Below are 21874 nucleotides of genomic sequence, written 5' to 3'. Positions count from 1 at the left end.
CAAAGAAGTAGAGCGGCGAAGCCCGAGGTCAGCCCAAAAGAAAACGGACCCTTTGAGGGTCCGTCATTCAATACGTTCAACGGCCGTCTCTGCGGGTCAGGCCGGCAGGATCTGCTCGTTCAGCGTGGTCAGCGAGCCGAGAACTTCTTCCAGTTCGCTACGCTCGTCATCGTCCGATGTCTCTTTCAGACGGGTCTGCGCCTCTTCGATCCGGGAGGTCAGAAGATCGCGGTCGAAATCGCCCGGCGTCGCGGCAGTCTCGGCCAGAATGGTGCAGCTGTCCGGCTGAACATCGGCAAATCCGCCCAGCACGACAAACTGTTCCTTGTCGCCACCAGTCTCGACCGTCACCATTCCGGCGCGCAGGGCCGACATGGTCGGTGCGTGGTTCGGCATGGCGGTCATGTCGCCCTCGGCGGCGGGCACGACCACCGAATCGACCTCACGCGAAACCAGAAGACGTTCCGGCGAAACCAGCTCGAATGTGAATGCCATGGAAATTGCGCTCCGGCGGCTCTGTTCGAAGGATGAAGTCCCCGCCGCCATGTCGGCGGCAGGGCGTATTGTCGGTTCTTAGGCGGCTTCTTCGGCCAGCCGCTGCGCCTTCGCAACGGCTTCCTCCATCGTACCGACCATGTAGAAGGCCGACTCGGGAAGGTGATCGTATTCGCCGTCGCAGAGGCCCTTGAAGCCCTTGATCGTGTCTTCCAGCGCGACGAGCTTGCCGGGCGAACCGGTGAAGACCTCGGCCACGAAGAAGGGTTGCGACAGGAAACGCTCGATCTTACGGGCGCGGGCAACGCTGAGCTTATCCTCTTCGGACAGCTCGTCCATGCCCAGAATGGCGATGATGTCCTGCAGGCTCTTGTAGCGCTGAAGGATCACCTGCACCCGACGCGCAACGTCGTAATGCTCGTCGCCGACGATCTGCGGGTCGAGCATACGCGAAGTGGAGTCCAGCGGATCCACGGCCGGGTAGATACCCTTCTCGGCGATCGAGCGCGACAGAACGGTCGTTGCGTCGAGGTGGGCGAAGGAGGTGGCGGGAGCCGGATCGGTCAGGTCATCGGCCGGCACGTAGATGGCCTGCACCGAGGTGATCGAACCCGTATTGGTCGTGGTGATGCGCTCCTGCAGTGCGCCCATATCGGTCGCAAGCGTCGGCTGATAGCCCACAGCGGACGGAATGCGGCCGAGAAGCGCCGACACTTCGGAGCCCGCCTGGGTGAAGCGGAAGATGTTGTCCACGAAGAACAGCACGTCCTGACCCTGATCGCGGAAATGTTCCGCAACGGTCAGACCGGTCAGAGCGACGCGGGCACGCGCACCGGGGGGCTCGTTCATCTGGCCATAGACCAGCGCGGCCTTGGAGCCTTCGCCGCCGCCTTCCTTGTTCACGTTGGACTCGATCATCTCCCAGTAGAGATCGTTGCCCTCACGCGTACGCTCGCCAACACCGGCGAACACGGAATAGCCGCCATGCGCCTTGGCGATGTTGTTGATCAGTTCCATGATCAGCACGGTCTTGCCGACGCCGGCGCCGCCGAACAGGCCGATCTTACCGCCACGAGCATAAGGCGCCAGAAGGTCGACGACCTTGATGCCTGTCTCTAGGATCTGCGCTTCGGTCGACTGGTCGACATAATCCGGAGCGGGCTGGTGAATGGCGCGGACGCCTTCGCTTGGGATCGGGCCGGCCTCGTCGACCGGCTCGCCGATCACGTTCATGATGCGGCCCAGCGTGCCTTCGCCAACCGGCACGGAGATGGGTGCGCCGATATCGACCACGTCCTGGCCGCGAACCAGGCCTTCGGACGAATCCATGGCGATGGTGCGCACGATGTTCTGACCGAGATGCTGCGCGACTTCCAGCACGAGCCGGCTGCCGTTATTGCTGGCTTCCAGGGCGTTGAGGATCGGCGGCAGGTGATCTTCGAAAGCGACGTCGATGACGGCGCCGACGACCGAGTGGACCTTGCCCTTCGGTCCTTCGGGCAGCGTGTAAGCCGCGTTGGTGTTTTCTTCGGCCATGAATGCCTCCTATATCGTCAGAGCGCTTCGGCGCCCGCAATAATTTCGATCAGTTCGGTCGTGATCTTGGCCTGGCGCTGGCGGTTGTAGTCCAGCGTAAGGCGGTCGATCATGTCGTTGGCGTTGCGTGTCGCATTGTCCATGGCGCTCATCCGCGCGCCCTGTTCGGACGCTGCGTTTTCCAGAAGGCCGCGGAAAATCTGCACCGAGATGTTGCGCGGAATCAGGGAGCGCAGAATATCGGCTTCGCTCGGCTCGTATTCATAGAGGACGTCGGAGCCGGTATCGGCCTCGCCATCGGTCAGCGCTTCCGGCTTGGCCGGAATGATCTGCTGTGCCGTCGGCACCTGCGTCACCACGTTCTCGAACTCGGAATAGAACAATGTGCAGACGTCGAACTGGCCGTCTTCAAACAGTCCGATCACCTTCTTGCCGATGGCGTCGGCATCGGCAAAACCCAGGCGCTTGACGTTGCGCAGGTCCACGCGGTCGATGATCTTGTCGCTGAACTCGCGGCGCAGAATATCGAAGCCCTTCTTGCCGACGCAGATGAACTTCACCGTCTTGCCGTTTGCAAGAAGCCTGCGCGCATGATCGCGCGCAAGGCGAGCGATCGAAGAGTTGAAACCGCCGCAAAGGCCGCGTTCCGCCGTGCAGACGACGAGCAGATGCACGTCGTCGCTGCCGGTCCCGGTCATCAGCTTCGGCGCATCCGCCGGCTCGCCGCCACCGGCCAGACTGGCGAGCACCTTGCCCATGCGCTGGGAATAAGGTCGCGCCGCCTCCGCCGCCTCCTGCGCACGGCGCAGCTTGGCGGCGGCAACCATCTGCATCGCCTTGGTGATCTTTGCAGTCGACTTGACCGAGGCGATCCGGACGCGAAGCTCTTTCAGATTGGCCATGGAATGGTCCTTCCCGGAGCGCTATCAGGCAAAGGCTTTGGCGAAAGCGTCGACTTCGGCCTTCAGCTTGTCCTTGATCTCGTCCGTCAGCGCCCTTTCACGGGCAATGGCGTCTAGAACGTCCTTGCCGTCATTGCGCATATGGGTGAGCAGACCCGCTTCGAACTTCGTCACCTGGTCGACCGGAATCTTGTCGAGATAGCCGTTCACGCCGGCGAAGATCACGGCAACCTGCTCTTCGGTCTTGAGCGGGCTGAACTGCGGCTGCTTGAGCAGCTCCGTCAGGCGTTCGCCACGATTGAGCAGTCGCTGCGTCGCGGCATCGAGATCGGAGCCGAACTGCGCAAAGGCCGCCATTTCGCGGTACTGCGCAAGCTCGCCCTTGATGGAGCCGGCGACCTGCTTCATCGCCTTGACCTGCGCGGCGGAGCCGACACGGGACACCGACAGACCGACATTAACGGCCGGGCGGATACCCTGGAAGAACAGATCGGTCTCAAGGAAGATCTGACCGTCCGTGATCGAGATCACATTGGTCGGAATGAAGGCCGACACGTCGCCGCCCTGGGTTTCGATGACCGGCAGAGCGGTCAGCGAACCGGCGCCATTGTCTTCGTTCAGCTTGGCGGCGCGCTCCAGAAGGCGCGAATGCAGGTAGAAAACGTCGCCCGGATAGGCTTCGCGGCCGGGTGGGCGGCGCAGCAGAAGCGACATCTGGCGGTAGGAGACGGCCTGCTTGGACAGATCGTCATAGCCGATCAGAGCATGCTGGCCGTTATCGCGGAAATATTCGCCCATCGTGCAGCCGGTGAACGGCGCCAGATACTGCATCGGCGCCGGATCGGAGGCCGTTGCGGCAACGATGATGGAGTAGGGCAGAGCGCCGCGCTCTTCCAGAACCTTCACGAACTGGGCAACGGTCGAACGCTTCTGGCCGACAGCGACGTAGACGCAGAACAGCTTGTCGCTTTCGCGGTCCTCATCATGGGCCGGTTTCTGGTTCAGGAAGGTGTCGAGAATAATGGCGGTCTTGCCGGTCTGGCGGTCGCCAATGACGAGCTCGCGCTGGCCGCGACCGATCGGGATGAGCGCATCGATGGCCTTGAGGCCGGTCGCCATGGGCTCATGCACCGACTTGCGGGGAATGATGCCCGGCGCCTTGACGTCGACCTGCTTGGTCTGGGAAGCGCCGATCGGGCCCTTGCCGTCGATCGGGTTGCCGAGCGCATCGACCACGCGGCCGAGCAGCTCCGGGCCGACTGGAACGGACACGATGTCGCCGGTCCGCTTGGCGGTGTCGCCTTCCTTGATCTGACGGTCGTCGCCGAACAGCACGACACCGACATTGTCGGCTTCGAGGTTCAGCGCCATGCCGCGAATACCGCCGGCAAATTCCACCATCTCACCGGCCTGGACATTGTCCAGCCCATAGATGCGGGCGATACCGTCGCCTACGGACAGGACCTGCCCGACTTCGGAAACCTCGGCCTCCTGGCCGAAATTCTTGATCTGGTTTTTCAGGATTTCGGAGATTTCCGACGCGCGGATATCCATCAGCCGACCTCTTTCAGTGCAAGCTTCATCGAATTCAGTTTGGTTTTCAGTGATGTATCGATCTGGCGGCTGCCAATCTGGACGATAAGACCGCCCAGAAGGGACGGATCGACCGATAGTTCGATCGCCACATCCTTGCCGGCGACACCCTTCAAGGTCTCGGACAGTTCGGCCCGCTGGGCCTCGGTCAGATCGTGAGCGGCGACAACCTTCGCCGTCACCTCGCCACGGGCGTCCGCGGCGATGGCCTTATAGGCTTCGATCATGCCGGGCAGCACGAACAGACGCCGATTGGCGGCCACGACACGAAGGAAATTCTTGGTGAGCGGCGCCAAGCCGCCCTTTTCGGCAATGGCGAGCAGGGCTTTTTCCTGCTCGTCGGCTGCGAAGACCGGCGACTTGATCAGACGGGACAGATCGTCCGATTCTGAAATCAGTTCGCCAAGACCCGCCAGATCCTTCTCCACCTGATCGGCGGCGCCTTCATTCTGCGCCAGTTCGAAAAGCGAAGACGCATAGCGGGAAGCAACACCGGAAATGGGAGATGTGGTTTGCGACACGGGCGATCAATCTCTCGTTCGACCGAGATAAAAGGCCTGGCATCGAAACGGAAAGCCGAGGCGAAACCTTTAATCTCGCTGGAAATAGCCAACGGAAACTGGCCTGGTAAAGGCATCCTCCCGTCGATTTCGTGGCCGCTATAGCAGAGCCATTCTGAGCGTGCAACACGCCTGTGGCGCTCTTGGCGCGGCGATGGAGATCGACTTTCGACGCAGAGAGAGGAGGCTCAGATCAGGCTGAGCGGACCGGCCACCGCGCCGAATGCCAAAAGGGCCTCAAGGATCAGAAGCACCGCATTGCGCCCGCGCGCGGGCGAATCGATGAAAACCGACAGAAGCCGGCCAATCGCCGCGAACACCCAGGCCGCACCGAGCGCCAGAAAGAGAAGCGGCTGCCACAGCAGAATGGCCGCCAGGCCGAGGCCGACATGGAAGCCGCCCGCCCGCGCCCGCGCAATGCCCGAAGCCGGCAGACCGATGAATTCGGCGTCCATGTTCCGAAGGCCGAGCGCCCGTCGCGGGACTACCATCATGTAGAGGCCGAGAACGGCGGTGACGACGGCCGAGGACAGAGCCAGCCAGTCGCCGAGATCGGCAGGTACGGGGAGTGCAAATTCCATATGCTTCAGCCTTCGCTCGCGATCCGGTTCGACTGTGGCGGCACTAGCCGCAACTGCCGACAAAGCCGACCTGGCGCATCGTATCGCCCCGCCCGACGGCCATGGCGCCGCGATAGAGAAGCCGGTCCGGCTTGTGCCAGGCCTTCAACTTCCTGTCGGCATCCGTGATGATCCGCTGCATGTCGAGGCGAACGTCGATCGGTGCCCCGCCAAAAGTCGCATAATGGCGCAATTCGCCATCGTCCTTCTCCTCGACGCTCTTCAGCGCCAGTTCGCGCATCAAGCCGCCGATCCGCATATAGGCGCGCTCGACCGCCGCGCGGCCATCATAGTGGCGCTCGGTGACGAAGAGCAGATCTTCCGGCGCTTTCTTTTCCACAGCCACGGCCTCTTTTTCCACATTCGCCGCATCCGCAGCCGGTTCGTCCGCCACGACCTCGCCGGCCCCGTCTGCCGATGCCAGTTCAACCGGCTCCGGCAGGTCTGTCTCGACGAAGCCGCAATAGAGCGATGCGGGCACCCAGCGCACAGTGCCGAGCTCCGGCGCTTCCCGCGGCGGTGGCTCAAGGGCGATCTTTTGCTCGTCCGGCAGGGCGGCCTGTGCTTCGTCCGGGTCGGGAAGGCCAAGCGGCGGCAATTTGACTGCCGGTCGGTCGACAGGCGCAAAGGAGTTGAGCGTTGCGGGCTGATCGCCTGCCGGGTCGGCTGCGCCCCCACCTTCATCCAGAGGCTGGGCGGCGACGGGCTCGGACTCCGGCATGGTTGTGGGTGTCGCCGGTTTTTCGGTGGCTTCGGCCGCGCCGGTCGATACCGCCTCGGCCAGTTCGACCCCCGATACCGCGCCGCTTTCATGCTCCGGCGCGACGACGGCAGCCCTGTCGTTCGAAATGGGCAGGCCTTCGACCGCCGAATAGACGACCGCGCCGCCGGCAAGAAAAGCGATACTGGAAGCGAGCAGAAGACGCATGAAGAAAGGTCCACGAATGATTGTCGGACGTTGGATAGGATAGAGCTATGGCAAAAGAACGATGAGCAAAGAGCCACCGGCGAGAACAGGCTTCACTAAGGCAGCGTCTCAATGGTTCTGGACGGGTGTGCCGGGTCCTTGGTCCATCAAAGAAAGCTCTGTGGATCGACATCCACCTGAACCCGCAGACTGCCCCGCGCCTTTGGTCCGGCGGAAAGGACAGAGCGGATATAGGCCTGAATGTCGCTTTTGCGGTCGCCATGGATCAGCAGTCGATAACGGTAGCGGCCCCGAATCAGCGCCAGCGGCGCTTCTGCCGGACCGAGCACGTCGATATCGTCGGAGCGGGGCGCGGCGGCGCGCAGTGAACGCGCATATTTTTCGGTCTCCGCCTTGTCTTCCCCGGATATGATGAGGGCCGCCAACCGCCCGAAGGGTGGCAGACCAGCCCGCTGGCGCTCTCCGATCTCGCGCTCGTAGAAGCGTTCGCGGTCGCCCGAAACCAGCGCCGCCATCACCGGGTGTTCCGGCTGGTAGGTCTGGATCAGACCGTGCGATGCCTCGCCCGTGCGCCCTGCCCGGCCCGTCACCTGGTGCAGAAGCTGGAAAGTCCGCTCCGCCGCGCGCGGATCGCCATTGGTGAGGCCGATATCGGCATCGACCACGCCGACGACCGTCATTTTCGGAAAATGATGGCCCTTGGCGACGAGTTGCGTGCCGATCACGATATCAGCTTCGCCCTTGGCGATGGCGTCGAGTTCGAGCCGCAGCCGCTTGGCCCCGCCCGGCATGTCGGAGGAGAGCATCACCGTCCGCGCATCGGGGAAGTGCTGCACCACCTCTTCGACCAGCCGCTCTACGCCCGGCCCGCAAGCCGCCAAGTGGTCGAGCGTGCCGCATTGCGGGCAGGCTTCCGGCACCTTCTCCGCATGGCCGCAATGGTGGCACTGCATTTGCTGGCGGAAGCGATGTTCCACCAGCCAGGCCGAGCAATTGGGGCACTGGAACCGGTGCCCGCAGACCCGGCAGAGCGTCAGCGGCGCATAGCCCCGCCGGTTGAGGAAGAGCAACGCCTGTTCGCCCCGTTCGATGGCGCGACCGACCGCCTCAAGCAGAACCGGCGACAGGAACCCGCCCCGCGCCGGCGGATGTTTGCGCATATCGATGGTGCGCAGATCTGGCATCGCGGCCTCGCCAAAACGGCTGGCGAGTCGCACTGCGCCATAGCGACCCGCTTCGGCATTCACGCGGCTTTCGATGGAGGGCGTCGCCGAGGCCAGCACAATCGGCAGATCGCCGAGATGGGCGCGGACCACCGCCATGTCGCGCGCATTGTAGAAGACGCGCTCATCCTGCTTGTAGGCTTGGTCGTGCTCCTCATCTATCACGATCAGACCGAGATCCCGGAACGGCAGGAAGAGCGCCGAGCGGGCTCCGGCCACCACCCGCACACGGCCCTCGGCAACCTGACGCCAGACCTTTTCGCGCATTTTTGGCGCCATGTCGGAGTGCCATTCGGCGGGCCGCGCGCCGAACCGGTCGTGAAAGCGCTCCAGAAATGTCGCCGTCAGCGCGATTTCCGGCAGCAGGATCAGCGCCTGCTTGCCCTTGTCCAGCGCCGCGGCGACGGCTTCGAAATAGACCTCGGTCTTGCCGGAGCCGGTGACGCCGTCGATCAGCGTGGCCGAATAGCAATCGGTACCGACGGCGTGGCGCAATGTCTCCGCCGCCTCGGCCTGATCGCCGGAGAGTTCCGGCCGTTTGCGCCCCGTGTCGGGGTCGGGCACGACCGCCGGCGGCGGCAGCATGACCGGCTTGAACGTGCCCGCTTTGACCAGCCCGTCGATGACGGAGGTCGAAACGCCCGCCGCATGAGCCAGACCGCTCTTTGTCCAGGCGCCGGGATTGTCCTCGATCAGTTCGAAGACGCGCCGGCGCGCCGGCGTCAGCCGCTCCGGCTTCGTCTCCAGCATGGGCTGAAGCGCGGGAACCCGAGGCTCTGGATCGAACGCCGCCGGCACGCGCAGCACCATTCGGGCGACGAGGCCGGGCGGCGTCAGTGTCCAGGCCGCGACCCAGTCGATGAAGCGCCGCATGGTCGCATCGATGGGCGGGCAGTCGAACGCCTGCGTGATCGGACGCAGCTTCACCGGATCGACGGCGCCGGCAGTATCATCGGCGTCCCAGACAAGACCGGGCACCTGGCGAGGGCCGACCGGCACCTGCACGATCGCGCCAGGCGTGACGTCCATACCTTCCGGCACGGCGTAGCTGTAAGGCCCCGGCACCGGCAGCGGCACCAGAACCGGCACCACTTGCCCCGTCGTCATCCCGCCGGACTTTTTCGAATCACCCACCATAGCCTCGTGACCTTTGCCGCTTTCCGCGATATGGGAAACGCCAAATCCCGAACGAACCGGACGAAGCGGGTTCGTCACGCCGCCAAGGAGCGCTAGACCATGAAATTTTTCGTCGATACCGCCGATGTGGATGAAATTCGCACACTAAACGATCTGGGCATGCTGGACGGCGTGACCACCAACCCGTCGCTGATCGCCAAGGCCGGTCGCGACATCAAGGAAGTCACCAAAGAGATCTGCGACATTGTGAAGGGTCCGGTCAGCGCCGAAGTGACCGCGCTCGATCACGAGACCATGATGAAGGAAGCGGACGTTCTGGCGAAGATCGCCGACAATATCGCCATCAAGGTGCCGCTCACCTTCGACGGGCTGCGAACCTGTAAGGCGCTGACCGACAACGGCCAAATGGTCAATGTCACGCTCTGCTTCTCGGCCAATCAGGCGCTGCTGGCGGCCAAGGCCGGCGCGAGCTTCATCAGCCCCTTCATCGGCCGGCTCGACGACATGGCGATCGACGGCATGGAACTGATCGGCGAAATCCGCACCATCTACGACAATTACGATTTCGAGACCGAGATTCTCGCGGCGTCCATCCGCACCGTGAACCATGTCAAGGAAGCAGCGATGATCGGCGCCGATGTCGCCACCGTCCCGCCCTCGACGCTCCATGCGCTCGTCAAGCACCCGCTGACCGATAAGGGCCTGGATGCCTTTACCGCCGACTGGAAGAAGACCGGCCAGAGCATTCTTTGATCGCTGGAGCACGACGGGTTGCCTGCGGACATGACCGATAGGCCGCGGCGCGCGCTTTTCGTCCTGCCGCATTTCGCAGGCGGCGGGGCGGAGCGAGCAATCACCCGTTATGCCGGGATTCTTCATGAAGCCGGCTATGAGACCTTCGCCATCACGCTGACGGACCGGAAGAACTTCCCGCCGCCCGATTTCCTGCGCCATATCGTTCTGCCCGACATCGAGCCCGGCCTGTTCTACCGCCGGAAAAAGGCCAAGGCCCTGTGGAAGGCCATGGCGGAACTCGGTGGCCCGGAAAGCTTCCCGATCAAGATCTCCTGCCTGCTGCCGGCCGACAAGATCGTCGCCGCCATGCCCGAATGCGGCTTCATCTTTCGGTTGGCCAATGACCACTTCACTGAACATCTGGGCCGCCCGCGGCTTGGCCTTCTGTCGCGGCGAAGAAAGCTGCAGCATCTTTACGGGAAGAAACGGCTGCTCTGCGTTTCGAAAGCCATGGAGGCCGCCGTCCGTCAGCTCTTCAAAAGGGACGACCGATATATTCGAACGATCTACAATCCGTTCGATTTCGAAGCGATCCGTGCGCTCGCCGAGCAAAGCGACGACCAAATCCTCGATGAGAGCTACATCATCCATGTCGGTCGAAGCGCTCATCAGAAGCGTCACGACATCCTGCTCGACGCCTATAGAGCGAGTGGTGTGGACCATAAGCTGGTTCTTCTCGGCAAGATCAAGGAGCCGGTCAGGGAGCGGATCAGGCAGCTTGGCCTGGAAGAGGCCGTCATTTGCATTCCCTATCGGGACAATCCCTACCCGTTGATCCGAAACGCCGATGCGCTCGTCCTGTCGTCCGAGCGGGAAGGTCTGCCGGGCGTTCTGATCGAATCGCTGATCGTTGGCACACCCGTGGTCAGCACCGATTGCCCCTTCGGACCGTCGGAAATCCTGCAAGGCGAGCAGCGCACCTTCCTCGTACCGAACAGGGATGCCGAGGCGCTTGGAACGGCCATCGGGCGGATCGTCGCCAAACCGCCCCAAATTCCCGAGAACGATATCGACAAATTCAGGGGCGAACGATTTCTCGCCGAATTGGAGAGCTTCGCGCGGGCCGACGATAAAGACCGCCCGTCGTGAAAGCGCTCGTTCTCGGCGGATACGGACTGATTGGAGCGGCCTGCCTTCGGGCCCTCAGGAAAGCCGGCTTCAGCGTCACCGGGCTGGGGCGCGATGCGGAAGCCGCGCAAAAGGTCGCGCCTGACGATGACTGGATCATACGCGATATCACGAAGCTCTCCGTGGACGATTGGCGCCGGCTGACCGCGGAGATGGACGTCGTGGTCAATGCCTCAGGTGCGCTTCAGGATGGCGCGCGCGATTCGCTGCAGGCCATCCACATCACGGCGGTCGAGCGTCTGGTCTCGGCGCTGAACGGTAAGCCGGTGCGCCTTGTGCACATCTCGGCCGTCGGCGCTTCGGAGACGGCCGGCCTCGATTTCTTCGCGACCAAGGGCAGGGGCGATGCGGCGATCCGCCAATCGTCGGCCGATTGGGTGATCCTTCGCCCGGCGCTTGTCATCGGGCCCGAGGCCTATGGTGGCACGGCGCTGCTGCGCGCGGCGGCGGCGATGCCTCTGGTCACGCCTCATCTTTTCCCGCGGATCGCTATCCAGACGGTTTTTCTCGACGATGTCGCGCAGGCCGTGGTCCAGGCGGCAACGGGTCGGATACCCGCCGGTACGCTGGCCGATCTGACGGAGCCGCGGGGCCGTCCGCTACCGGACACCATTGCCATGATGCGCCGTTGGCTGGGCTTTCCCGAACCGCTGGCGACCCTGCCGGTTCCCCGCCCTCTCCTCACCCTTCTTGCGAAAGGCGCCGATGCGCTCGGTCATCTCGGCTGGCGTTCGCCTCTCCGCACCAATGCGCTGGCGGCCTTGGCCGATGGCATCGAAGGCGACCCAGAGCCCTGGCAACAGGCCGGCGATCACTCATGTCGGTCGTTCGACGAGACGCTTGCCGCAATGCCGGCGACGGTTCAGGAGCGGTGGTTCGCCCGCCTCTATCTGCTGTTTCCGCTCGGTGTCGGCCTTCTTTCGCTCTTCTGGGCCCTGTCCGGCGCGATCGGTCTTGTGCAACTCGATGCAGCGGCGGCGGTTCTGACCGAGAGCGGCATGGCGCAAGGCCCTGCGCGAATCGCCGTCCTTGCCGGTTCGGTCGCCGACATCGGGCTCGGCTTCGCCATTCTCTGGCGGCCTTGGGTTGGTGCGGCCTGCCTCGGCATGGTCCTCGTTTCGCTCGCCTATCTGGCCGGCGGTTCGCTTGCGACGCCCGATCTCTGGGCCGACCCGCTCGGCCCCTTCGTCAAGGTTCTGCCATCCATCAGCCTTGCGCTGTTCGTCGCCGCCATTGCGAAGGACCGATGACCTATCAGTTGCTTCTTTTCCTGCATGTCGTCGGCGCTACCGTCCTTCTGGGAACGGGCGCCGGCATCGCTTTCTTCATGGTGATATCCCATCGCAGCCGCGACCCCGTCCTGATCGCCCACGTTGCCGGCATCGTGGTATTGGCCGATACCGCCTTCACCGCGACGGCCGCCATCGCCCAGCCGGTAACCGGCTACCTCCTTATTCGTGCGGCGGGCTGGAGCCTGACCGAAGGATGGATCGTCCTGTCGCTTGGCCTCTACCTCCTCGTCGGCGCGTTTTGGCTGCCGGTGGTCTGGATGCAGATCAGAATGCGCGATCTCGCCCGGCAGGCCGCTGCGCAGAGCACGCCATTGCCCATCGCCTATGATCGTCTCTATAGAACCTGGTTCGCGTTCGGCTTTCCAGCCTTCTTCGCGGTTCTGGCCATTGTCTGGCTGATGCTGACCAGGCCGGCCCTTTCGATCTGGCCCGGTTGACGAGAGATATTTGAGAAGAGACCCGGTTCTTTGATCATTACCGCCATCTGGCCCGTTTTTGCCCTGATCCTGATCGGCTTTTTGCTGCGACGGACGGCATTTCCCGATCCGGCATTCTGGCCGGCGGCGGAAAAGCTCAACTATTTCCTGCTCTTTCCGGCGCTGCTTGTCCTGAACCTCTCCAAGGCGCCGCTCGACGATCCGGCGATTCTTAATCTCGGCGGCGCTGTTCTTGCAACGATTCTCATCGTCACCGCAGCCACGGCGCTGATCGCCCGCATGCGTGGTTGGAACGCCGCCCGTCACGGCCCGCTATTGCAGGGATTGATCCGCTTCAACACCTATCTTGGCCTGGCGGTCGCAGCCAGTCTCGGCGGTCCGGACGCCGTTGCCCGCGCGGCGGTTCTCATGGCCATCGCCGTGCCCACCGTCAATGTCCTGTCAGTGTTTGCTCTGGCTGGCGGGCGGAGCGTCGGACTGCGCCAGCTGATCCGGCCACTGGTGCGCAATCCGCTGATTCTCGCGTGCCTGATCGGCATCGCATTGTCGGTCAGCGACATTGGAACGCCGCCCTATAGCGGTGAAATCCTCGATTTCCTGGGGGCGGCCAGCCTGCCGCTGGGCCTCCTCTGCGTCGGCGCCGCGCTGAAGCCGGATACCGCTCGCCGCGAAACTGTCGCCATTCTAGCCAATAGCGCGGCACGGCTTCTGGCCGTACCGGCGCTGGCCTTCGCAATCGGCACGTTGCTCGGGCTCGGCCGGACCGAAATGCTGGTGCTGGTGACGTTCACCGCGATTCCGACGGCCGCGACGGCCTATGTGCTGACGACGCAAATGAAGGGAGACGGCACGCTGATGGCCGGGCTGACGACGGCGCAGACGGTGCTGGCTGTCCTGACGTTGCCGCTCGCCCTCTACTGGTTCGTCTGAGCATGACCCCTGTCTTTGTACATCGTGGGCCGAGGTCGTCGGAAACCGAAGGCGCTCAACTGTTCTTTTTCGTCTGCTTGGCATCGGCGAGGATTCGCGCGATGCGCGTCTTCTCGCTGGCGTCGAAGGCATTCTGCGCCTCTTCATGCAGACGGCCGAGCCGTTTCGTGATCCTGCGGGAGCGGGTTTTCAATGCCTCGCATGTCGGCTGCGGCGGAATGGCCAGCAGCTCTTTTTCCAGAAGCCGCACGAACGCTTTTGCGATCTCGACATGCGCCTCCTCATGAGCGCGGGCATAGGCGGCAAAGCCCTTCCAGTTCCGCCGCAAATTCTTGTCCTTGGTCAGCGCTTCTTCACGCCAGCGCGGTAGGGTGATATTGGCGTCGATGCCGAATTTTACACGGCGGATGCTGCATCGGCCACCCCGGCGATCCAGGTCGAAGGCCAGCGGCTTCATGCTTATGGCCGCCGTGGCGATCGCCTTGCCCTGATGGGTGGTCGGCCCTTTTCGGTTGATCTCCCGATCGAGTTCTTTGCTGCTGGTTCCCGAAATGTCGTAATAGCTGGTCGAGACATTCGTTGTGGCGCAGCCACCGGCAAGAAGGCTGAGACCGAACAGTAGCGTGGCGACGACAAGACGATTGCGCGACAAGACACTGCCCCCCGTTTGGCCGGCCGGCCCGTTGTCATACTGCCGGCCTGCCTTCTTTCGTTTGACCTACTTCGCCACCACCTGCGGCGGCGCGTAATTCTTCAGCTTCGCATTGAGTGCCAGAACGATGATCCGCGCCAGTTCGCGCGCGGCGTCTTCCTCGGCGTCCTCTTCGGCGGAACGCAGCGCGTAAAGCTGGGTCGAACGGTCGTATTGTGCAAAGGCGCGGCGCTGGCCCGTCGCAATGGTCTCACCGGTTTCGATATTGAGCAGCGTATAGGTGCCACGCAATTCGACCTGGCCGGCAAACGTCCGGCTGATATCGCCGTCGGCGATCTTCGCGGTATTGGACGTCCGGACCTTCTTGCGAAGATCGACCTCCAGCCGGAACGGCGCGGCGTTCGGCTGGCTGCGACCACCATTGATCAGAAAAACCAGTTCGTCTCGCAGCATGAAGCCTGCGCGGGTGCCGATATCGGCCACTTCGATTGGAAGGCGGTTCGCCGTCGGCCCGCCAGCAGTGCCATAAAGCGGTTGCACCGTGCAGGCAGCCAGCAACGACAAAACCAAAGCGCCAAGGATTGTTCGAAGGGCGGCCCTGGCCCGATCATACGACCACATTGACGATTCTCCCCGGCACCACGATCACCTTCTTCGGCGCGCCACCATCCAGCATCTTCGCCACCGCGTCGAGAGCAAGTGCAGCGGCTTCGACCTCTTCCCTGTCCGCATTCTTGCCCACTGTGACATCCGCGCGCTTTTTTCCGTTCACCTGGACGGGCAATGTTATCGTATCGTCTTCGATCAGCGCTTCGTCATAAGAGGGCCATGCGGTCTCGGCGATCATCTCGTCATGACCGAGCATCTGCCAGCATTCCTCGGCCAGATGCGGCATCATCGGCGCGAGCATGGCGACCAGCTTGTCCGCCGCATCGGCCAATGCGCCATGCATCGCTGCATCGTTGCTTGTCGCCGCATTCTGAAGCGGCGCCGCCAGCGCGTTCACCAGTTCATAGAAGCGCGCGACAGCCTTGTTGAAGGCCAGCTTCTCGATGTCTTGGCCGACCGCCTTCACCGTTCGGTGCGCGATCTTGGAGATGGCGGCCGCCTCACCCTCCGTCGCCGGCTTGGGCTCGGCGCCCCTCAAAACCGGTGCGGCTTCCGACAAAAGCCGCCAGACGCGCTGCACGAAGCGATGCGCGCCCTCTACGCCGCCTTCCGTCCAGATCACGTCGCGCTCCGGCGGACTGTCCGACAGCATGAAGAACCGCGCCGTATCCGCACCGTAGGAAGCCAGAATCTCCTCCGGGTCCACCACGTTCTTCTTCGACTTGCTCATCTTCTCGATGCCGCCGATTTCGACCGGCTCGCCCGACGCGACCAGAACCGCGCGGCGCTGCTCGCCCTCGCCTTCGACGCGCACCTCGGCGGGCGTGACATATTGCCCGTCCGCAGCCTTGTAGGTCTCGTGAACGACCATGCCCTGGGTGAAGAGCCCCCTGAACGGCTCGGTCAGATCCAGATGGCCGGTCGCCTTCATCGCGCGGGTGAAGAAGCGCGAATAGAGCAGATGCAGGATCGCGTGTTCGATGCCGCCGATATACTGGTCGACCGGCAGCCAGCGATTGGCCAGATCCGGCTCGGTTGGCGTGTCGGCATGCGGCGCGGTGAAACGCGCGAAATACCAGGACGAATCGACGAATGTGTCCATTGTGTCGGTTTCGCGCTGGGCCGGCCCGCCGCATTTCGGGCAGGTCACGTCACGCCAGGTTGGGTGACGGTCGAGCGGATTGCCCGGCTTGTCGAACGAGACGTCCTCCGGCAGCTTGACCGGCAGATCGGCCTTCGTCAGCGGCACCGTGCCGCAGCTGTCGCAATGGACGACCGGGATCGGGCAGCCCCAATAGCGCTGGCGCGACACGCCCCAGTCGCGCAGCTTGTATTTGATTTGCCGCTCGGCAACCGGGCGGCCGTCCAGCATTTCGCCGCCGAGCCTGTCGGCCACCGCCTCGAAGGCCGCATCGCTCGTCATACCGTTCAGATCGCGCGAATTGATCATCACCCCGTCGCCATCATAAGCGCTTTTGGAGATGTCCGGCGCCTCGCCGCCCGGCGCGACGACCGGTACGATCGGCAGATCGTATTTGGTGGCGAATTCGAAGTCGCGCTGATCGTGCGCCGGGCAGCCGAACAGCGCGCCCGTGCCGTAATCGGTCAGGACGAAATTGGCGACATAGACCGGCACCTTCCAGTCAGGGTCGAGCGGGTGGCGCACGAAAAGCCCGGTGTCGAACCCCTTCTTCTCCGCCGTTTCCAGCGCGGCGACCGACGTGCCCATGCGCTTGCACTCGGCGTTGAAGGCGGCAAGGTCGGCATTATCCTCGGCCAGCTTCGCGCTGAGCGAATGGTCCGGCGCGATCGCCATGAAGGACGCGCCATAGAGCGTGTCGGGCCGTGTCGTATAGACCTCGATCTCGTCGAACCCGTCCGGCGCGCTCTCGGTCAGCGCCCAGCGGATCTGCAGCCCCTCGCTCTTGCCGATCCAGTTCCGTTGCATGGTGCGGACCTTGTCCGGCCAGTTCGGCAACTCATCGAGCGATGCCAGCAAATCGTCCGAGAAATCGGAAATCTTGAAAAACCACTGCACCAGTTCGCGCTGTTCCACCTCGGCGCCGGAGCGCCAGCCGCGCCCGTCGATCACCTGTTCATTGGCCAGCACCGTCATGTCGACGGGGTCCCAGTTCACACGGCTCTTCTTGCGGGTGACGAGGCCCGCTTCCAGCATGTCGAGGAACAGCATCTGCTGGCGGTGGTAGTAGTCGACATCGCAGGTGGCGAATTCGCGCGACCAGTCCAGCGACAGGCCCATGCTCTTCAGCTGGCCGCGCATCGTATCGATATTGGCGTAGGTCCAGGCGCCCGGATGGGTCTCGTTGGCCATCGCCGCGTTTTCCGCCGGCATGCCGAACGCATCCCAACCCATCGGGTGCAGCACGGCAAACTCCTTCGCCCGCTTGTAGCGCGCCACCACGTCGCCCATCGTGTAATTGCGCACATGGCCGATATGGATGCGCCCGGACGGATAGGGAAACATCTCGAGCACGTAATAGGGCTCGCGCGGATCGTCCTTGTCGGTTTCGAAGAGCTTCTTGTCCTCCCAGGCAGCCTGCCATTTCGGCTCGACGGTTCGGGAATTGTAGCGCTCGGTTGCCATGGTCGGAGCTTTTCTATCTTGTCAGTTCTGGCGGATGATCGGCGGATGCTTGACCATGCTTTGCGAAAAGCGTCAACCGTCGCAGCATTGCAGAGAGGGAAGCGGAAACGATGAGCAGGGCAGCCGAACGGCTCGATGAGGTAAAACGGGCCATGAAGACGGTCGCCGGCGAGGCTGGCCGTCCGGCCACCGACATCACGCTCGTCGCCGTGTCCAAAACGCATGACGCCGAGACCATCCACCCCGTGCTGGAGGCCGGTCAGCGCGTCTTCGGCGAGAACCGCGTGCAGGAAGCGCAGGGCAAATGGCCGGCGTTGCGTGAAGACTATCCGGACATCGAACTCCATCTGATCGGCCCGCTCCAAAGCAACAAGGCGGCCGATGCCGTCGCTCTGTTCGATGTGATCGAAACGGTCGATCGCGAGAAGATCGCGAAGGAACTGGCCAAAGAAATCGAGAAGCAGGGCAAGGCCCCGCGTCTTCTGGTGCAGGTCAACACCGGCAAGGAGGAGCAGAAGGCGGGCATCGCGCCGGAAGAGGCCGTCGCCTTCGTCGCCCGCTGCCGCGACGAACACGGCCTGACCATTGACGGGCTGATGTGCATTCCGCCGGTCGACGAAAATCCCGGCCCTCATTTCGCGCTTCTGGAAAAACTGGCGAACGAGGCCGGCGTTTCCATGCTATCCATGGGCATGAGCGCCGATTACGAAACCGCAATACGTTTCGGCGCGACCCACATCCGCGTCGGCTCGGCCATTTTCGGCGAAAGGGACTACGGCACCGCCTGAGGTCTTCGCCCGGTTCGCGCCGAGCAATCGGCACGACTGTCAAAGCGTGGACCGCCGCCTCCTTCGCTGCTGATCCTGACAGGCAGCCCGATCGGGGCCCGCTTTCCGGAAGTTCGATACCAGGGGATTGCAACGCAACGCGATACCGCATAACTCAGAACTGTTATGTTATAACATAATAGCAATATCCCTTCTGAACCCCGATGAGGTCACGAACAATGCGGTCTATCATAGCGAAATCTGCCGGCATCCTTGCCGTAAGTTCGATGGTGCTTCTTCCAGTGCCGCTTCAGGCAGCGGAGAAGACCACAAATCATAACAGCCACGCGCACGGCGAGAAATCCGCGGAAAAGTCGGTCTACAAAGGCTATTTTGAGGACAGCCAGATCAAGAGCCGAACGCTTGCCGACTGGCAGGGCGACTGGCAGTCGGTCTACCCCTATCTGGAAGACGGCACGCTCGAACCGGTCTGGGCGCACAAGGCCGAGTCCGGCGACAAGACCGCCGAGGAATACAAGGCCTACTACACCACCGGCTATAGAACCGATGTGGACCGTATCGTCATCGATGGCGATCGCATCACCTTCCATAAGGGCGCTGAAGCCGCCACGGGCCTTTACGAAGAGGATGGCTATGAAATCCTGAATTATGAAAAGGGCAATCGCGGCGTCCGCTTTATCTTCAAGAAGGTCGATGGCGATGACAGTGCCCCGGAGATCATTCAGTTCAGCGACCACCAGATCGCGCCGGGCAAAGCCGGTCATTATCACCTCTACTGGGGCGACGACCGCGAAGCTCTTCTGAGCGAGCTGACCAACTGGCCGACTTATTACCCGTCGTCCTTGAATGGCGAGCAGATCGTCGAGGAGATGACCGCGCACTGACCGCGGACAATCCGGTATCGCAGATCGGGCCGGAGAAGCTTCCCGCTCGGATGGGCGATCCGGCGCAGGTGCGGAAACCCCCATCGTGCCCGCGTCGGTTTCGATCGCTCTTTCGTCCCGGTCTGCCGCTGGCGTGTCGACCTATGGGGTCGGCACGCCGGCATTTCGGTCCGGGCGGGCCGATCGCCAGGCGCCTTTCGACGCGGGTACGCCAGCTCAGTGCAGCTGGATTTCCCCGGCCACGTTTTTCCACTCGCCCGGGCGGATCAGTCGGCGATGGCAATAGCGGATCGAATGCAGCGGGCCATCCAGTTTTTCCTGCCAGAAATTGAGAAATTTCTTCATGGCCGGAAAGCGCGGCGCCACATCGTAGTCCTGCCACAGATAGGTTTGCAGAAAATCGGGGTGATCCGGCATACGGTAGAGGATCTCGGCCGTGGTGAGACCGTAACCTTTGAGCATGAGTTCCATTTCGCGCTGATCGCTCATTTCGGCTCGCTCCTGTTCCTGTTTCACCGGACAATTGAAGGTGGAACAAGGTTAACAGCATGTTAACGGAACCGGATCATTGTTTTTCTTCAGTTTGTTACCGCTCTATGAAGATGACTGCTAACAGCCTGTTCTCGTCCACGCGAACCGGTATTGCGCCGGAGACCGGCGCGCTCAATACTCACCGAATGTCCAATTGGAGAGCGGCTCGCCACGCGTTACTTGTCGCATGGACGAAACGGGACGTCGGATAAGACGCCCGGCGAACGATAGCGGCTTGGCCGCGGAGATTTTTGGAGGGAGGACATCATGAGTGACGTACAGGTGCATCCGGTTCAGGATGCATGGAAGGAGCGCGCCCTCGTCAATGCCGAGCAGTATGAGGAGATGTACAAGCGCTCGATCGACGATCCGGATGGTTTCTGGAAGGAGCACATGCAGCGGCTCGACTGGATCAAGGAGCCGACGAAGATCAAGGACGTCAATTTCAACTATCCCGACATTTCGATCAAATGGTTCGAGGACGGCGAACTGAACGTTTCCGCTAATTGCATCGACCGTCATCTGAAGGACAAGGGCAACCAGACGGCCATCATCTGGGAGCCGGACAGCCCGGACGAAGACGCACAGCACATCACCTACCAGCAGCTTCATTCGCATGTCTGCAAATTCGCCAATGTCCTGAAGGAGATGGGCGTCGGCAAGGGCGACCGCGTCGTTATCTATCTGCCAATGATCCCGCAGGCCGCCTTCGCTATGCTGGCCTGCGCCCGCATCGGCGCCATCCACTCCATCGTCTTCGCCGGCTTTTCGCCGGACGCTCTGGCCGACCGCATCAACGATTGCGACGCCAAGCTTCTCATCACCGCCGACTTCGCGCCGCGCGGCGGCCGCAAAACGCCGCTCAAGACCAATGCGGACAAGGCGCTCGCAAAATGCGGCGACGACGTCAAATGTCTCGTAATCAAGCGCGTCGGCGACGATGTGACCATGCAGGATGGCCGCGATTTCTGGCTGCACGAGATGGAGCAGGCGGTCGCAAACGATTGCGAACCGGAAGTGATGAACGCCGAAGATCCGCTTTTCGTCCTCTACACGTCTGGCTCCACCGGCAAGCCCAAGGGCGTGGTGCACACCTCCGGCGGCTATCTGCTCTGGACGTCGATGACCCAGGAAATCGTCTTCGATTACCATCCCGGCGATATCTACTGGTGCGGCGCCGATATCGGATGGGTCACCGGCCACAGCTATATCGTTTACGGCCCGCTCGCCAATGGCGCGACGACGCTGATGTTCGAGGGCGTACCGACCTACCCGGATGCATCCCGCTTCTGGCAGGTCATCGACAAGCACAAGGTCAACCAGTTCTACACCGCACCCACCGCCATTCGCGCACTGATGGGCAAAGGCGACAGCTTCGTCGAAGGCCACGATCTTTCGACGCTGAAAGTACTGGGCACGGTCGGTGAGCCGATCAATCCGGAAGCCTGGGACTGGTATTTCCATAAGATCGGCAAGGGAACGACGCCCATCGTCGACACATGGTGGCAGACCGAAACGGGCGGTCACCTCATCACGCCGCTACCCGGCGCGACACCGCTCAAGCCCGGCTCCGCCACCAACCCCTTCTTCGGCGTCCGCCCGGTCATGCTGGAAGCGGAGAGCGGCAAGGTGATCGAGACGACCGAGGCGGAGGGCGTCCTCGCCATTGCCGATAGCTGGCCGGGCCAGATGCGCACCGTCTATGGCGATCACGAGCGCTTCGCCAACACCTATTTCCAGCAATATCAGGGCTATTACTTCTCCGGCGACGGCGCGCGCCGCGACGCCGACGGCTATTACTGGATCACAGGCCGCGTCGACGACGTCATCAACGTGTCCGGCCACCGCATGGGCACCGCCGAGGTCGAAAGCGCCCTTGTCTCCCATCCGAAGGTCTCCGAGGCCGCGGTCGTCGGCTATCCGCACGACGTGAAGGGTCAGGGCATCTATTGCTATGTGACGCTGATGTCGGGCGAGGAGCCGTCCGAGGAGTTGCGCAAGGAATTGCGCAATCACGTCCGCGAAGAGATTGGCCCGATTGCATCGCCCGACATGATCCAGTTCGCGCCAGGCTTGCCGAAGACCCGCTCCGGCAAGATCATGCGGCGCATCCTGCGCAAGATCGCCGAGGACGATTTCGGCAGCCTGGGCGACACGTCAACGCTCGCCGAACCGGAAGTCGTGGACGATCTGATCGACAACCGGCAGAACAAGAAGGGCTGACCCTTC

General features: G+C 62.7%; 20 protein-coding genes. 8 read left to right on the top strand and 12 right to left on the bottom strand.

The genetic code is table 11. The features are described from left to right. Positions 1-96: 96 nt before the first annotated feature. The 8 genes from B7H23_RS05880 to B7H23_RS05845 form a co-directional block, all read right to left on the bottom strand. A complete protein-coding gene (locus B7H23_RS05880) occupies positions 97-501 on the bottom strand; it encodes a F0F1 ATP synthase subunit epsilon (RefSeq protein WP_094076915.1) in 405 nt (134 codons plus the stop codon). A 72-nt stretch (positions 502-573) separates the two neighbouring features. Continuing rightward, on the bottom strand, positions 574-2031 hold the full coding sequence (gene atpD / locus B7H23_RS05875) for a F0F1 ATP synthase subunit beta (RefSeq protein WP_094076380.1): 1458 nt from the start codon (positions 2029-2031) through the stop codon (positions 574-576). Positions 2032-2048: 17 nt separating this feature from the next. Continuing rightward, positions 2049-2933, bottom strand: a complete 885-nt coding sequence (locus B7H23_RS05870; RefSeq protein WP_094076379.1) for a F0F1 ATP synthase subunit gamma — start codon at positions 2931-2933, stop codon at positions 2049-2051. 24 nt (positions 2934-2957) lie between these two features. Further along, entirely contained in the window at positions 2958-4487 is a 1530-nt protein-coding gene (atpA, locus tag B7H23_RS05865; protein ID WP_094076378.1) for a F0F1 ATP synthase subunit alpha, read from the bottom strand. Beyond that, entirely contained in the window at positions 4487-5047 is a 561-nt protein-coding gene (locus B7H23_RS05860) for a F0F1 ATP synthase subunit delta (protein ID WP_094076377.1), read from the bottom strand. The genes atpA and B7H23_RS05860 overlap by 1 nt, the downstream gene beginning before the upstream one ends. A gap of 227 nt (positions 5048-5274) precedes the next feature. Next, positions 5275-5667, bottom strand: a complete 393-nt coding sequence (locus B7H23_RS05855; RefSeq protein WP_094076376.1) for a hypothetical protein — start codon at positions 5665-5667, stop codon at positions 5275-5277. 43 nt (positions 5668-5710) lie between these two features. Beyond that, complete coding sequence (locus B7H23_RS05850) at positions 5711-6634, bottom strand: hypothetical protein (RefSeq protein ID WP_094076375.1); 924 nt, start codon at positions 6632-6634, stop codon at positions 5711-5713. Positions 6635-6780: 146 nt separating this feature from the next. Then, positions 6781-8994 (bottom strand): primosomal protein N', encoded by a 2214-nt coding sequence (locus tag B7H23_RS05845; RefSeq protein ID WP_094076914.1) that lies wholly within the window; start codon positions 8992-8994, stop codon positions 6781-6783. Positions 8995-9093: 99 nt separating this feature from the next. On the opposite strand from B7H23_RS05845, the gene fsa reads away from it, so the two are divergent. From fsa to B7H23_RS05820, 5 genes are read left to right on the top strand one after another with little or no spacing between them, the layout of a single operon-like run. After that, complete coding sequence (gene fsa / locus B7H23_RS05840) at positions 9094-9747, top strand: fructose-6-phosphate aldolase (protein WP_094076374.1); 654 nt, start codon at positions 9094-9096, stop codon at positions 9745-9747. Positions 9748-9777: 30 nt separating this feature from the next. Further along, complete coding sequence (locus B7H23_RS05835) at positions 9778-10878, top strand: glycosyltransferase (protein WP_094076373.1); 1101 nt, start codon at positions 9778-9780, stop codon at positions 10876-10878. After that, on the top strand, positions 10875-12167 hold the full coding sequence (locus tag B7H23_RS05830) for an SDR family oxidoreductase (RefSeq protein ID WP_094076372.1): 1293 nt from the start codon (positions 10875-10877) through the stop codon (positions 12165-12167). The genes B7H23_RS05835 and B7H23_RS05830 overlap by 4 nt, the downstream gene beginning before the upstream one ends. Further along, a complete protein-coding gene (locus B7H23_RS05825; protein WP_094076371.1) occupies positions 12164-12646 on the top strand; it encodes a DUF2269 family protein in 483 nt (160 codons plus the stop codon). The genes B7H23_RS05830 and B7H23_RS05825 overlap by 4 nt, the downstream gene beginning before the upstream one ends. 30 nt (positions 12647-12676) lie before the next feature. Then, the gene (locus B7H23_RS05820) at positions 12677-13576 is read left to right on the top strand and encodes an AEC family transporter (protein WP_094076370.1); all 900 of its coding nucleotides are present in this window, start codon (positions 12677-12679) and stop codon (positions 13574-13576) included. Positions 13577-13631: 55 nt separating this feature from the next. Here the strand turns inward: B7H23_RS05820 and B7H23_RS05815 are convergent, their stop codons facing one another. The 3 genes from B7H23_RS05815 to leuS form a co-directional block, all read right to left on the bottom strand. Further along, the gene (locus tag B7H23_RS05815; protein ID WP_094076369.1) at positions 13632-14228 is read right to left on the bottom strand and encodes a DUF922 domain-containing protein; all 597 of its coding nucleotides are present in this window, start codon (positions 14226-14228) and stop codon (positions 13632-13634) included. A gap of 66 nt (positions 14229-14294) precedes the next feature. Beyond that, positions 14295-14849, bottom strand: a complete 555-nt coding sequence (lptE, locus tag B7H23_RS05810) for an LPS assembly lipoprotein LptE (RefSeq protein ID WP_094076368.1) — start codon at positions 14847-14849, stop codon at positions 14295-14297. Then, entirely contained in the window at positions 14836-17442 is a 2607-nt protein-coding gene (leuS, locus tag B7H23_RS05805; protein ID WP_094076367.1) for a leucine--tRNA ligase, read from the bottom strand. Before leuS ends, lptE begins: the two co-directional genes overlap by 14 nt. 110 nt (positions 17443-17552) lie before the next feature. Between leuS and B7H23_RS05800 the strand changes: the two genes are divergently transcribed. Next, positions 17553-18230 carry a YggS family pyridoxal phosphate-dependent enzyme gene (locus B7H23_RS05800; RefSeq protein ID WP_094076366.1) on the top strand — a complete coding sequence of 226 codons (678 nt, stop codon included), beginning with the start codon at positions 17553-17555 and terminating at the stop codon, positions 18228-18230. A gap of 218 nt (positions 18231-18448) precedes the next feature. Further along, complete coding sequence (locus B7H23_RS05795; RefSeq protein WP_094076365.1) at positions 18449-19114, top strand: ZinT family metal-binding protein; 666 nt, start codon at positions 18449-18451, stop codon at positions 19112-19114. 216 nt (positions 19115-19330) lie between these two features. Here B7H23_RS05795 and B7H23_RS05790 read toward each other — a convergent pair whose 3' ends face one another. Then, positions 19331-19603: an usg protein gene (locus B7H23_RS05790; RefSeq protein WP_094076364.1), complete on the bottom strand. Its 273-nt coding sequence runs from the start codon at positions 19601-19603 to the stop codon at positions 19331-19333. Positions 19604-19912: 309 nt separating this feature from the next. On the opposite strand from B7H23_RS05790, the gene acs reads away from it, so the two are divergent. Beyond that, a complete protein-coding gene (gene acs, locus B7H23_RS05785) occupies positions 19913-21868 on the top strand; it encodes an acetate--CoA ligase (protein ID WP_094076363.1) in 1956 nt (651 codons plus the stop codon). Positions 21869-21874: the final 6 nt, after the last annotated feature.

The sequence above is a fragment of the Notoacmeibacter marinus genome, assembly GCF_002238045.1.
Lineage (GTDB): Bacteria > Pseudomonadota > Alphaproteobacteria > Rhizobiales > Rhizobiaceae > Notoacmeibacter > Notoacmeibacter marinus.
This window is presented reverse-complemented; position numbering and strand designations above follow the sequence as displayed.

Coding starts and splice junctions, on each gene's coding strand:
- atpD (WP_094076380.1), bottom strand. CDS start 2,031: ATGGCCGAAGAAAACACCAACGCGGCTTACACGCTGCCCGAAGGACCG.
- B7H23_RS05870 (WP_094076379.1), bottom strand. CDS start 2,933: ATGGCCAATCTGAAAGAGCTTCGCGTCCGGATCGCCTCGGTCAAGTCG.
- atpA (WP_094076378.1), bottom strand. CDS start 4,487: ATGGATATCCGCGCGTCGGAAATCTCCGAAATCCTGAAAAACCAGATC.
- B7H23_RS05855 (WP_094076376.1), bottom strand. CDS start 5,667: ATGGAATTTGCACTCCCCGTACCTGCCGATCTCGGCGACTGGCTGGCT.
- B7H23_RS05850 (WP_094076375.1), bottom strand. CDS start 6,634: ATGCGTCTTCTGCTCGCTTCCAGTATCGCTTTTCTTGCCGGCGGCGCG.
- B7H23_RS05845 (WP_094076914.1), bottom strand. CDS start 8,994: ATGGTGGGTGATTCGAAAAAGTCCGGCGGGATGACGACGGGGCAAGTG.
- fsa (WP_094076374.1), top strand. CDS start 9,094: ATGAAATTTTTCGTCGATACCGCCGATGTGGATGAAATTCGCACACTA.
- B7H23_RS05835 (WP_094076373.1), top strand. CDS start 9,778: ATGACCGATAGGCCGCGGCGCGCGCTTTTCGTCCTGCCGCATTTCGCA.
- B7H23_RS05825 (WP_094076371.1), top strand. CDS start 12,164: ATGACCTATCAGTTGCTTCTTTTCCTGCATGTCGTCGGCGCTACCGTC.
- lptE (WP_094076368.1), bottom strand. CDS start 14,849: ATGTGGTCGTATGATCGGGCCAGGGCCGCCCTTCGAACAATCCTTGGC.
- leuS (WP_094076367.1), bottom strand. CDS start 17,442: ATGGCAACCGAGCGCTACAATTCCCGAACCGTCGAGCCGAAATGGCAG.
- B7H23_RS05800 (WP_094076366.1), top strand. CDS start 17,553: ATGAGCAGGGCAGCCGAACGGCTCGATGAGGTAAAACGGGCCATGAAG.
- B7H23_RS05795 (WP_094076365.1), top strand. CDS start 18,449: ATGCGGTCTATCATAGCGAAATCTGCCGGCATCCTTGCCGTAAGTTCG.
- B7H23_RS05790 (WP_094076364.1), bottom strand. CDS start 19,603: ATGAGCGATCAGCGCGAAATGGAACTCATGCTCAAAGGTTACGGTCTC.
- acs (WP_094076363.1), top strand. CDS start 19,913: ATGAGTGACGTACAGGTGCATCCGGTTCAGGATGCATGGAAGGAGCGC.